The sequence below is a fragment of the Sorangium sp. So ce381 genome, assembly GCF_051473845.1.
Lineage (GTDB): Bacteria > Myxococcota_A > Polyangia > Polyangiales > Polyangiaceae > Sorangium > Sorangium atrum.
Window position 1 is genome coordinate 2,158,323 of sequence record NZ_CP150336.1, and the last position, 11,281, is coordinate 2,169,603.

Sequence of the window (11,281 nt, forward strand, 5' to 3'; positions counted from 1 at the left end):
CAGCCCTCACTTGGGCTCGTCGCGCTTCCGGAACCACTTGGAGAGGTAGCGCTCTCCGAGGTCGATGAAGGCTTCGCGCATCATGGCCTCGTAGACGATGGCTTCGAGGATCCCAGGGCGCGGGGAGGGGGTCTGCTGCTGGATGAGCCCGGCCGGGACCCGCCGCGCGCTCTTGTGGCTCATGAGCAGCGGCTCCGCGTCTCCGGGCAGGATGAACTCCGCTTTGAAGAAGAACTTGAGCCCCATGATGATGATCTGCGGCTTCTTGCTGGCATGGGCGATCCCGGACGGCTCGACGCGATAGCTCACCACGAGGGAGGGGGAGGTCACCGAGAGCTGCTCCTCTGCGGAGCCCTCGAAGGGCGGGCCCGGCTCGAAGGTGACGAGCTCCGGCTGGAACCCCCGCGCGAGCCCCTCCGCCAGGGCCGTCGCGGTCCGCTTCTCCTGCGGATCGAGGCGGGTCGCGTCCACGTAGCGCGAGGGCAGGGACGCACCGCCGCTGAACATCGGGATCTTCCGGACGATATCGTCGGCGCGCTCCATGTCCTGCGACGGAAGCCGCCGGAAGCGGACCTGGACGGCCGGGCCGCGGAGGCCCTGCGGCGTGCTCCTGGGCCCCACGCGCTCCGCGTAGGCGAGGAGCCGCCGCGCGAAATCCGCGTTCTGCTCGCTCCCTTCGGGCATCTCGCTCTTGTACCGGTCGAGCGCGCGCACATAGAGCGCGTGCCTGGCGTCATTGAAGGTCTTGTCCAGGCCGTGCTTCGGATAGCGCTCCGCGAACGCCAGCAGCGCCGCGAGCGTCCCCACCTCCCGCGCCCGCTCGAGCTCCGCGGCGAGCGCGGCGCGGCGGGCCGCGGCGACCTCGGCCTGGATGCCCGTCCTCGGGTAGGCGCGGATGAAGTCGTCGATGGCCTCCACCGAGCCCCTCGCCGCCGCTAGGCGCAGCTCGGCCCGCGGCAGCAGCACCTGCGAGACGGCGTCCCCGTGGCCGCGGCCGCGCGTGAGGTAGCTCTGGTACGCGGCCACGTCGTCGCGCGCCCGCGCCGCGGCGTACATCCGAGCGTCGCTCATCCGGTTGCGGAGGAAGAAGAGCCCCAGGCCGAGGGCCACGCCGACCGCGGCCGCGAGGAGCCATGCATAGCTGTGCCACCCCGGGGCCTCGCGCGAGAGCGGGATGGGCGACGCGAACGGGCTCTCGATGGCAGGCGGCTCGAACGGATCGAGCCGGCGCAGCTCCGCGGGGTCGGGCTTCGCTTTCATGCGGCTGCACGCCGCTTCGACCTCCCGGATCACGTCGCCCGAGCGCGACGGGTCCTCGAGGGGAAAGGCGTGCTGCGTGCCGCCGAACGTGAGGACCACGGCGCCCCGAGGGGTCGCCGAGACGCGCGAGAGCTCCGCGAGCGAGAAGACCCGGAGCCTGTGGTCGCGCGCGTCGACCAGGTTCGCGGGGAAGACGAACAGGCCGGGCGTGAACGGCAGCGTGATGAGGTCGGCGTTGTAGGCGAGCGCCCGGAGCACGCCGATGACGGTGGTCGCGGCGAGCAGCACGTACGCGGCGGCCGCCGCCGTCGGGTGGAGCGCGAGAGCGCTGTTGACGTCGCCGAAGCCGGCCGCACAGAGCGCCGCCAGCAGGAGGCCCGCCGCCGCGCTGACCGCGAGCCAAGCCACGATGGTGTGCCGAGTCCCGAACCGGCTGACGATCGGCGCCGGCGCGAACCGCCCGCGGAACGCCTCGATCACGCCGTCCTGAATGGCACGCGGAAGCTTGTAGAAATTGATCTCGTTCATCGCGCTGCTCCCACCCGGCGCCGGAGCCTGGCGCCCTTCCACGCCTCGACCTGCCGATCGACCCTAATGCATTTCGCCCCGAGCTCCGAGACCGGAGATGGCCACTCCTTGCAGCAGGAGTGTGCAGCAATGCATCGACTTCTGCTCCTCTGGCACTTGTGCAGTCTCGTCGGCGCGGGCGCGGCGTCGGCAACGGCGCTGCGGCGGCGACGAGCCCCGGGAGGGCGGCTGGAGCGCGCCGGGGCTGGCGGCTCCGGCGCCGCCGCTTCCGGGAGCGGCGCGCCGGGCCGCAGCGGCGCCGGCCGGTGAACCTTCGAAGGCAGGAACGCCCCTCGCCGCAGCCCGTGGCGGAGCCGCGCCGCCGGGTCGCGGGCGGAGCGCCACCGCGCCGTGCGCCGCGAGTGTCATGTTGCAAATTCGCAACTCCGATCGGCGTGGGTATGCGTTCCTGACGACAACGCCGATGGGTATCTTCTCTGCCATGAAGATCGCGATTCTGGGGCCTGGCGCCATCGGGAGCACGTTTGCGTGGCATCTGTCGCGGGCTGGTCACGACGTCACGGTCGTGGCTCGTGGCGCGCGCCTCCGCTGGCTCGAGGAGCAGCGAACCATCGTGCGAGGCGACGGCGAACGCGCAGGCGTGACGGTCGCCTCCTCGCTCGACGCCGCCACGCCGTGGGACCTCGTGCTCGTCACGGTGCTCTCACCGCAGGTCGCGGCCGTGCTGCCGGCCGTGCGCGCGAGCGCGGCGCGGCGCGTGATGTTCATGTTCAACACCTTCGAGCCCCTGGAGCCGCTGCGCGAGGCCGTCGGGGCCGAGCGATTCCGCTTCGGGTTCCCGGGCGGCGTGTTCACGCTGCTCATCGACGGTCGGATTCACCCGCAGGTGCGGGCGGGCACCACGGTCGACGACGCCGACGTGGCGGAGCTGTTCAACGCGGCCGGCGTCCCCACGGTCGTCGAGCGCGACATGCAGAGCTGGCTTCGCAGCCACGCGGCGATGGTCGCGCCGCTGATGTCCATCGGCGTGCTCGTCCATGCCCGCGGCGCGGGCGTGACGTGGGAGGAAGCCGCGACCCACGCGCGCGCCTTCGCGGCCGGATTCGAGATCGTGCGCGCCCACGGCAACGCCATCCTCCCGGCGGTTCTCGGCATGTCCGCGAGGCTCCCCCGCGTCGTCGTGACGGCGCTGCTCTGGATGATGAGCCGCACGAAGATGTCGAGCGATCTCGGCAGGCTCGGGGCCGCGGAGCCCCGGATGCTCATCGACATGATGAACACGGCCTCTCCCCGGCTCGCGGCCCCGCTCCTGGCCATCCGGCCGTAGCGTCCAGCTCAGCCGAGCTGCCGGCGCGTCTCCGCTTCGATCTCCTTCACGACCACGCGGACTCGCGGCGTTTTCCTCGCGTCGCGATGAAAGGCGAGGAAGACGTCCACGTGCGGAGGCGACGCCTCCAGATCGAGCTGCACGAGGCCGGGAAACGTCCTGCCCTGCATCTCGCTGAGCAGGCCGATGCCCATCCCCTCCAGCACCGCTCGTTCGATGGCGATCGCGGAGTTCGAGCGGAACACGAAGCGGCTCGCGCCGTACTCGCGGAGCCACACCTGATGGGGCAGGCGATCGAGCGAGTCGTCGAAGCCAATCCATTCTTGCAGGCTGGCCATGTCGCGCGGGAGCTTCGCGCCCGGGAGCCTCCGGTCGACGTAGTCGCGCGACGCGAACAGCCCGGTGCTCGCTCGCCCTAGGAATTTGGACACGATCGACGGCGACGTGGAGCGGACGATCCGGATGCCCACGTCGGCCTCTCCGCGCGCGAGATCGGCGACGCGCGACTCCGAGATGAGCTCGACGGCCAGCGCGGCGTGCTTGGCGCGCAGCCTCGCGAGCGCCGGCACGATGGGGCGCACGAAGCCTTCGGGCAGCGACACGCGCACCGTGCCCGAGACATCTGCGTCGCCACCGTCGCGGACGAGCGATGCGAGCCCGAGCTCGAGCTCCTCGGCGAGCGCCACCAGCCGGAGCGCGTAGGCGTCGAGCCGCGTACCGTCGTTGGCGCGATGCACGAGGGCGCGTCCGAGCGTGCGCTCGAGCGCCTCGACGCGGCGAGCGACGGTCGAAGGCGCGACGCCGAGCGCCTTGCCGGCGGCGAGGAAGCTCTTGTCCCGGTGGACCGCGAGCAAGATGCGGAGGTCGTCCCACGAGGGGGTCCTGGTCTTCATCTTCGCAAAACGACCCTCGCACGAGTCGCGGCGGCCGTCATCGCCGGCTGCACCCTCAGGTCAGCGGCGGGAGGAGACATCCGTCGAACGCCTACGAACAAGCCCTTGATGGCTGCACGGTAGATCAGAAGTAGTGAGCGCGCATGTCGTCGAGCAGGCCGGGCTGCTCCGTCTTCCAGCCGAGCAGCGCACGCGTCGCCTCGCTCGAGGTCCGGTTATCGAGCCCGACGACCATCGACATCCATCCGAAGTGAGCGCCTGCCTCCGCGGCCGGCACGCTCTTCGTCGGCACGCCGGTGCCTTTGCTGATCGTCTCCGCGATCGCGCGCATCGTGATGCCTTCCTCGGCGGTGCCGTGCAACACGGATCCCGGTGGTGCGCTCTCCACGGCAAGCCGGTACAACCGCGCCGCGTCGTCGCGATGCACCGCGGGCCAGTGATGGTTGCCATCGTCGACATACCCAGCGATTTTCTTCTCGCGCGCGAGCTTGATCAACATTGCGATGAAGCCCTTGTCGCCGGCGCCGTGCACCGTCGGAGCCAGCCGGATGACACTGCCACGCACGCCGCGCTTCGCAGCATCGACCACGAGACGCTCGGCTTGCAACCGGACCGAGAGCGGCGAGCTCGCCGGCGACTCGTCCGCCTCGAACGCGACCTCGCCGGGCCTCGAAACCACCAGCGTGCCGTTCGTGCCGACGAACGCCTTGTTCGTGCCCGCCATCGCATCGAGCATCGCGCTGATCGCGTCGCGATCGATCTGGTTGATCCTCGGGAAATCCGAGAAGTCCATGTGGAACGCCAGGTGGATCGTCGCATCGGTCGCACGGACGCCCTCGACAAGGCATCTCGGATCCCTGATGTCGCCGCGAACAACCTCCACGCCCTGCGCCTTCAACTTGTCGGCGCCCGCATCGCTGTGCGCCATGCCGAGGACGCTGTGGCCGGCCCCGCGCAGCTCCTTCAGCACCGCCGTGCCGATCCAGCCGGTCGCGCCGGTGACGAACACTCGCATTGACTTGGTCATGCGAGGACCGTACGCTCGGACTGCTCGTCCGAAAAGACGAGCGCCTATACTGGTATGGCGGCTACCACCCTCCCCGCGTTCCTGCGCGACCGCCGCGAGCGCGTCCATCCCGGAACGACCGCACGCCGACGCACCCCCGGATTGCGCCGCGAGGAGGTCGCCGCTAGAGCCGGCGTGAGCGTCACCTGGTACACGTGGCTCGAACAAGGTCGCGGCGGCGTGCCGTCGGACGACGTGCTCGAGCGCCTCGCCCGCGCCCTCGAGCTCGACGACACGAACCGCGAGATGCTGTTCCTGCTCGCGCACGACCGTCCGCCGCCGCGCAAGCCCGCGCCGCCCGTGGCGGTCACGCCGTCGCTCCAGCTCGTGCTCGACAACATCTCCGTCCCCGCCTTCGTGAAGACGCCGACGTTCCAGATCGTCGCGTGGAATCGCGCGGCGGTCGCGGTGATCGGCGATTATGCGGCGGTACCGGAGCGCGACCGCAACTTGCTGCGCCGGGTCTTCCAGCCGGGTTCAGAGAACAAGGTGCACAACGTTGAAGACGTTCGCCGTACCTGTCTCGCGTCGTTTCGCGTCGACATCGCGCGTGCCGGCCAATCCGACGAGGCGAGGGCGCTGATCGACGAATTGATGGAGACGAGCCCCGACTTTCGCCGCCTGTGGGACGAAGGTGAGATCCGGTCGCACGGCGGGTTCCAGAAGCGGCTCGTCCGTCCCGATGTCGGCGAGATCGTGCTCGAGTCGTCGGTGTTCCACGTCGAAGGCAGCGACGGCCTCTCGATGTTCGTGTTCTCACCCGCGAACGAGGCAAGCGCGCGCGCCATCGCGCAGCTGGTTCAACGGTCCGGAGCCTGATCGAGAATCCGCGCGAGCAGGTCGCTCAAACAACCCGGAGCTCACCAGCCTCGATGGACTTTCTTCGCTCGAGCAGATCCACTACGGTCTCGAGATCACGACGAACCCGAAGCTCCCCACCTGTGAAGCGGAAGAGCTCCGTGAGCGGACCGGCGTTCCACAAGCGTCCGTGATAGGCAACGACGACTCGGCGACGTGCCCCTGACTGTGGGGCTGCCCGTCCGCTTTCAAGGCGGCGGCGGGGCGGCTGCCTCCCGGCAGATCACGGCCAGCGCAGGGCATGGCGGGCCCGCCTACCTGCGCAGGAGGCGCCCCTGCCGGGTCTTGCTGGTCAGCGCGCCGTCCTGCGCCACCACCTCGCCGGTGATCAGGACGACGCGGATCCCCGAGGGCGGCGCGTCGGCCCGCCGCGGCGTCGTGTTGTCTGCCACCGTGGCCGGATCGAACACGACGAGATCCGCCCAGTGCCCAGGCAAGATGCGCCCCACATCGCGGAGCCCGATCCGCTCGGCGGGCAGCGAGGTCATCCTCCGCACGGCCTCCTCGAGCCGGAAGAGGCCGAGGTCGCGGCTGTAGTGACCTAGCACCCGCGGGAACGTGCCGAACGACGCCGGGTTGTGCCGGCCGCGCCGGGTGAGGATCGCGTCGGTCTCGAACGCGCAGAGCGGGTGCGAGAGCACGGCCCGGAGCGGCTCGTCCTGCGCATCGACGCCCGAGTACGTGTTCAGGAGGACGCGCGCCTTGCCGTCGCTCACGCGGGCGACGTGCACATAGGCGTCGAACTCGCTCGCGCCGAGGCGCCCCGCGATCGCCTCGAAATCGAGCCCCTCGAGCTCCGCGAGCTCCGGCGCTCCGCCCCAGAGCAGCCGGATGTCGGCATAGGAGAGCCCGAGGAGCCGCCGGAACATCGCGAACTCCCGCCGGAGGCGGCGGAGGATGGCGGGGTCGTCGATGCGGGCGCGGAAGTCGTCGAGCACCCAGGCGGGGAAGAGGGCGTTCACCGTGGTGTTGCCGACCGTGTAGGGGAACGCGTCGAAGGCGGCGTCGACCCCTCTGTCCACGGCCCGCTCGATCGCCCGGAGCACCCACGGCACCGTGGGCCACGTCCGCCGGCCGATGAAGATCTGGTGCGAGAGCTGGATCTTCGCGCCGCTCTCCTCGGCCAGGCCGAGCAGCTCGCGGACGGAGCGGAGGTTGTGCGGCGGGCCGAGGAGAAGCGGCCTGTAGAACGGCGATATCCACGTGTAGGCCCGGCCGTGGACCGTGAACACGCCCCCTTCGTCGGCCACCGTCCGGAGCAGCGTCAGGAGCTCGTGCCTTCGCGCGAAGACCCCGGGCGTGTAGGCCAGCCCGGCCGAGAGCCCGAACGCGCCCTCGCGCATCGACGCGCGCGCGAGCGCGCAGAGCGCGTCGATCTGCTCCGGGCTCGGGGGAGCGGCGCTGTTGCCCATGACCGCCTGGCGGAGCGTGCCGTGGCCGACCAGGAGCGCCGCATTGACGAGCAGCCCGCCGGCCTCGAGGGCGGTCAGCAGCTCGCCCATCGAGCGCCACCGATAGGCGAGCGCTCCGTCCTTCATGATCTCCGCGGAGTGCTCCACCAGCGGAATCGACGCCTCGGTGACCGGGGCAGGGGAATGACCGCAATTGCCCGCCACCACGGTCGTGATGCCCTGGGCGACCATCGGCGCGAGGACGTCCTCGTGGTCCGGCAGCGCGAGGAGCCAGTCGATGTGCGAGTGAACGTCGATGAAGCCGGGCGCGACGGCGAGCCCGCTCGCGTCGAGCGTCCGCCCTCCCGCGAGCGCGCCTGGCCCGGCGATCGCGGCGACCCTGCCCTTCTGGATCCCCAGGTCCGCCATGTAGCGAGGCTGGCCGCTGCCATCGAGGATCGTTCCCCGCGAGATGACGAGATCGAAGTCCATCTGCACGCCTCCTCGAGAAGCTCTGTCGCGGACCACGCGGAACCGTGGGAAGCCCACGGAATCGGGGCGTGGCCGTGCTGCGGAGCATGAGCTCCGCGCGGGCCGTGCGCTCCCCGATTCCTGGCTCGTTGGCCCTCGTGCCCCGGCGGACGCGCCCTTCGGCCGCTGCCCTGCCAGCACGAGGCCGAGCTCGTCTGTTCGCGTTGGCGTTCGCGTTCGCGTCGCGCGCCCCTCGCATGAGCCCGCCGGTGTGCAGCCCGAGCCCAGCGGCCTGCCCCGGCCGGGTCCAGGCCGCGTCGCGCAGTGCAGTTCGCTCCGGGCGACCCCGCGAGATCGCCTGGCCCCGCGATTGTATCTGCTGCTGTCGCAGTCCTGCGTCGGGTCGACTCGACCCGCGAGAGACCGGGGGAGTCCATGGATCGAACAGCGAGCGCGCCTCGAGGCGGGCGTCTCTCTCTGCGCCCGCTCGCCGAGCGGCCGCGGTGCAGCATCGTCATTCCCTGTTACAACGAGGAGCGCTACATCGAGGACGTCCTCCGCTGCGCCCTCCAGCAGCGTTATCCTCCAGAGCTCCTCGAGATCTTCGTGGTCGACGGCGGCTCGACCGACAGGACACGGGAGCTCGCCGGCCGCGTCGCGGCCAAAGATCCACGGGTGACGCTCCTCCACAACCCCGACCGGATCCAGGCCGCGGCGATGAACATCGGCATTCGCCGGGCGCAAGGTGAGGTGATCGTCCGGATGGACGCCCACGCCGACTACGCGGGCGACTACGTGGCTGCGTCGGTCGCGGCGCTCCGGAGGACCGGCGCCCTCAACGCGGGCGGCGCGGCGCGGCCGCGCCACCGGAACGGCTTTCAGCGGGCGCTCTGCGTCGCTCTCTCGAGCCCTCTCGGCGTGGGCGGCTCGGCGTACCGGGACCCGTCGCGCGAGGGGTTCGTCGAGTCCGTGTTCAACGGGGCTTTCCGGCGCGAGGCGTTCGAGATCGCCGGCCTCTACGACCCGGCCGCCATCACCAACGAGGACGCCGAGCTGAACCAGCGCATCATCGAGGCCGGCGGCGCGGTCTACCTGTCCCGGGAGATCGTCGCCTATTACTACCCGCGGTCGTCGTTCGCCGCGCTCGTCCGGCAGTATTTTTCGTATGGCAAGGGGCGCGCGCGCACGCTGCTGTGCCGCCGCAGGTTCCTGTCGCTCCGGCCGGCGCTGCCGTTCTGCATGGTGACGGCCTTCGCGCTGCTCGCGGTCGCGTCAGCGCTCCTGCCGGCGGTCCGCCCGGCGCTGGCGCTCGCCTCGCTCGCCTATGCCGCGCTCGTGATCGCGGAGTCGCTCCGGCTCGCGCGGCGCGCCTCGCCGCGCGATTTCCCCCTGCTCTGCGCCATCTTTCCCGCGGTGCACGCCGCGCACGGGCTCGGTTTCTGGGCCGGCCTGCTCCGCGGCGCGAGGGACGGCGCCGGCCGGCGCGACGCCGAGCGCCTTCCGGCGCCGTGAGCGCGAGCCGCGCGGCGTCCCGGGTTCAGCGGCTCGGACGCGGCTCGACCGGCGGCGCGGCGCGTTGATCACCCGCGTTCGCTTTGGTATGTTTGCGCCGTGAGCGTACGCGGGACGTCGTTTGCATCGTTCTCCTCGGTCGCGGCCGAGCTCATCGAGCTGTCCCGCTTTTGCCATGAGCGCGGCTGGACGCCGGCCACGAGTGGCAATTTCTCCGCGCGGCTCGGCGACGGCACCCTCGCGATCACGGCGTCCGGGCGGCCCAAGGGCGCGCTCGGCGTGTCGGACATCGTGGTCGTCAATGCGGACGGCCGCCTGACCGGGCCCTCGGCGGCCCGCCCGTCGGCCGAGACGGCGCTGCACTGCCAGCTTTACCGGCACGACAGCGAGATCGGCGCCGTCGCGCACACCCATTCGCGGGCCGCGACGGTGCTGTCGCGGCGGTGCGCGCAAGAGGGGTACGTGACCCTCTCGGGCTACGAGGTGGCGAAGGCGCTCTCCGGGATGACGACGCACAGCGCCACGGTGCTCCTCCCCGTCTTCGTCAACACGCAGGACATCCGGAAGCTGGCCGAGGACGTCGATGCGTTCATGTCGGCGCATCCGCCCGTGTACGGGTACCTCATCGCAGGTCACGGGCTGTACACGTGGGGATCGGACATCGCCAGCACCATCCGCCACATCGAGGCGATCGAGTTCATGCTGGACTGCGCGCTGCTGGAAGGAGGGCTATCATGAGCCGATTGCGGGTTTACCGGGAGAGCGACCCGACGAGGGCCGACGAATACACGACGCTCGAGGACATCGCCCGCGTCGCCGCCGGGGCGCAGATCCGCTTCGAGCGCTGGTCCGCCGAGCGCCCGCTGCCGCCGGGGACGGCGCAGGAGCAGGTGCTCGAGGCGTACGCGGGGCCGGTGAAGCGGCTCTCCGAGGCGTGCGGGTTCGTGACGGCGGATGTCGTGTCGGTGTCGCCGAGCACCCCCAACCACGCCGACCTCAGGCGAAAGTTCCTGGACGAGCACATCCACACCGAGGACGAGGCGCGCTTCTTCGTCGAGGGACGAGGGCTGTTCTGCATCCATCACGGCGAGCGCGTGCTCTCGTTCCTCGTCGAGAAGGGCGATCTCATCAGCGTACCGGCCGGGACGCGGCACTGGTTCGACATGGGGCCGGAGCCCTCGTTCACCTGCATCCGGTGGTTCTCCGACCCGAGGGGGTGGGTCGCCGAGCACACCGGGTCGGACATCGCGTCGCGCTTCCCGCGGCTCGAGGCGTGAGCGTGGCGGCCCCTGCGCGCGCGGTGCTCGTCGACATCGAGGGGACGACGACCGACGTGCGCTTCGTGCACGACACGCTGTTCTCCGTGGCGCGCCGGGATCTGGCCGCGTACGTCTCGGCGCACGCCGGGAGCCCGGAGGTCGAGGCAGCCCGGCGCGCCGTCGCGCGCGAGCGGGGCGAGAGCGAGCAGTCGGTGAGCGACGGCGAGCTCGCGGCGGCGCTGCTCGCGTGGATCGACCAGGATCGCAAGGAGACGACGCTGAAGGCGCTCCAGGGCAAGATCTGGCGCAGCGCCTACGAGTCGGGGGGGCTCCGGAGCCACGTCTACGCAGACGTGGCGCCGGCGCTGCGGAGATGGCGAGACCTCGGGGTGACGCTCGCCGTGTTCAGCTCCGGGTCCGTCGAGGCGCAGGAGCTCCTCTTCCGGCACACGACGGCCGGCGATCTCACCGGCCTGTTCACGGCGTTCTTCGACACGACGACCGGGCCGAAGCGAGAGGCGGGCGCTTACCAGCGGATCGCGGAGGCGCTCGGGCTGCAGCCGGGAGAGGTGCTGTTCCTGTCCGACATCGTGGCCGAGCTCGACGCGGCGGCGGCGGCGGGGATGCGCACGGCGCAGCTGCTCCGGCCGGGGACGGCGCGGGACGCGGAGAGCCGCCACGCCGTCGCGGAGCGCTTCGACGACATCGCGCCGTAG

The 11,281-nt window shown here is 71.0% G+C and carries 10 protein-coding genes and 1 pseudogene; 7 read left to right on the forward strand and 4 right to left on the reverse strand.

Translation table 11 applies throughout. The features are described from left to right. Positions 1–6: 6 nt before the first annotated feature. On the reverse strand, positions 7–1,788 hold the full coding sequence (locus WMF29_RS08215; RefSeq protein ID WP_437328309.1) for a hypothetical protein: 1,782 nt from the start codon (positions 1,786–1,788) through the stop codon (positions 7–9). A gap of 481 nt (positions 1,789–2,269) precedes the next feature. Here WMF29_RS08215 and WMF29_RS08220 point away from each other — a divergent pair, with 481 nt between their 5' ends. Next, complete coding sequence (locus tag WMF29_RS08220) at positions 2,270–3,115, forward strand: ketopantoate reductase family protein (protein WP_437328310.1); 846 nt, start codon at positions 2,270–2,272, stop codon at positions 3,113–3,115. A gap of 8 nt (positions 3,116–3,123) precedes the next feature. Here the strand turns inward: WMF29_RS08220 and WMF29_RS08225 are convergent, their stop codons facing one another. Together WMF29_RS08225 and WMF29_RS08230 are read right to left on the reverse strand one after the other, a co-directional pair. After that, the gene (locus WMF29_RS08225; RefSeq protein WP_437328311.1) at positions 3,124–4,008 is read right to left on the reverse strand and encodes a LysR family transcriptional regulator; all 885 of its coding nucleotides are present in this window, start codon (positions 4,006–4,008) and stop codon (positions 3,124–3,126) included. A gap of 124 nt (positions 4,009–4,132) precedes the next feature. After that, a complete protein-coding gene (locus WMF29_RS08230; protein WP_437328312.1) occupies positions 4,133–5,023 on the reverse strand; it encodes an SDR family oxidoreductase in 891 nt (296 codons plus the stop codon). Between the two features lie 66 nt (positions 5,024–5,089). Between WMF29_RS08230 and WMF29_RS08235 the strand changes: the two are divergent. Both WMF29_RS08235 and WMF29_RS08240 read left to right on the forward strand, forming a co-directional pair. Continuing rightward, a pseudogene (locus tag WMF29_RS08235) lies at positions 5,090–5,308 on the forward strand (helix-turn-helix domain-containing protein); the annotation flags it as partial. 12 nt (positions 5,309–5,320) lie between these two features. After that, on the forward strand, positions 5,321–5,893 hold the full coding sequence (locus WMF29_RS08240) for an MmyB family transcriptional regulator (protein ID WP_437331096.1): 573 nt from the start codon (positions 5,321–5,323) through the stop codon (positions 5,891–5,893). A gap of 293 nt (positions 5,894–6,186) precedes the next feature. Here WMF29_RS08240 and WMF29_RS08245 read toward each other — a convergent pair whose 3' ends face one another. Next, positions 6,187–7,815 (reverse strand): N-acyl-D-amino-acid deacylase family protein, encoded by a 1,629-nt coding sequence (locus WMF29_RS08245; RefSeq protein WP_437328313.1) that lies wholly within the window; start codon positions 7,813–7,815, stop codon positions 6,187–6,189. Between the two features lie 414 nt (positions 7,816–8,229). Here WMF29_RS08245 and WMF29_RS08250 point away from each other — a divergent pair, with 414 nt between their 5' ends. The 4 genes from WMF29_RS08250 (at position 8,230) to mtnC (ending at position 11,281) form a co-directional block, all read left to right on the forward strand. Further along, positions 8,230–9,306 carry a glycosyltransferase family 2 protein gene (locus WMF29_RS08250; RefSeq protein WP_437328314.1) on the forward strand — a complete coding sequence of 359 codons (1,077 nt, stop codon included), beginning with the start codon at positions 8,230–8,232 and terminating at the stop codon, positions 9,304–9,306. A 99-nt stretch (positions 9,307–9,405) separates the two neighbouring features. After that, on the forward strand, positions 9,406–10,044 hold the full coding sequence (locus tag WMF29_RS08255; RefSeq protein WP_437328315.1) for a methylthioribulose 1-phosphate dehydratase: 639 nt from the start codon (positions 9,406–9,408) through the stop codon (positions 10,042–10,044). Further along, positions 10,041–10,583: a 1,2-dihydroxy-3-keto-5-methylthiopentene dioxygenase gene (locus tag WMF29_RS08260; RefSeq protein WP_437328316.1), complete on the forward strand. Its 543-nt coding sequence runs from the start codon at positions 10,041–10,043 to the stop codon at positions 10,581–10,583. Before WMF29_RS08255 ends, WMF29_RS08260 begins: the two co-directional genes overlap by 4 nt. Further along, positions 10,580–11,281: an acireductone synthase gene (mtnC, locus tag WMF29_RS08265; protein WP_437328317.1), complete on the forward strand. Its 702-nt coding sequence runs from the start codon at positions 10,580–10,582 to the stop codon at positions 11,279–11,281. Before WMF29_RS08260 ends, mtnC begins: the two co-directional genes overlap by 4 nt.

What these genes read in the sequence shown, in the direction of transcription:
- WMF29_RS08215 (WP_437328309.1), bottom strand. Translation starts at nt 1,788, where the DNA reads ATGAACGAGATCAATTTCTACAAGCTTCCGCGTGCCATTCAGGACGGC.
- WMF29_RS08220 (WP_437328310.1), top strand. Translation starts at nt 2,270, where the DNA reads ATGAAGATCGCGATTCTGGGGCCTGGCGCCATCGGGAGCACGTTTGCG.
- WMF29_RS08225 (WP_437328311.1), bottom strand. Translation starts at nt 4,008, where the DNA reads ATGAAGACCAGGACCCCCTCGTGGGACGACCTCCGCATCTTGCTCGCG.
- WMF29_RS08230 (WP_437328312.1), bottom strand. Translation starts at nt 5,023, where the DNA reads ATGCGAGTGTTCGTCACCGGCGCGACCGGCTGGATCGGCACGGCGGTG.
- WMF29_RS08240 (WP_437331096.1), top strand. Translation starts at nt 5,321, where the DNA reads ATGCTGTTCCTGCTCGCGCACGACCGTCCGCCGCCGCGCAAGCCCGCG.
- WMF29_RS08245 (WP_437328313.1), bottom strand. Translation starts at nt 7,815, where the DNA reads ATGGACTTCGATCTCGTCATCTCGCGGGGAACGATCCTCGATGGCAGC.
- WMF29_RS08250 (WP_437328314.1), top strand. Translation starts at nt 8,230, where the DNA reads ATGGATCGAACAGCGAGCGCGCCTCGAGGCGGGCGTCTCTCTCTGCGC.
- WMF29_RS08260 (WP_437328316.1), top strand. Translation starts at nt 10,041, where the DNA reads ATGAGCCGATTGCGGGTTTACCGGGAGAGCGACCCGACGAGGGCCGAC.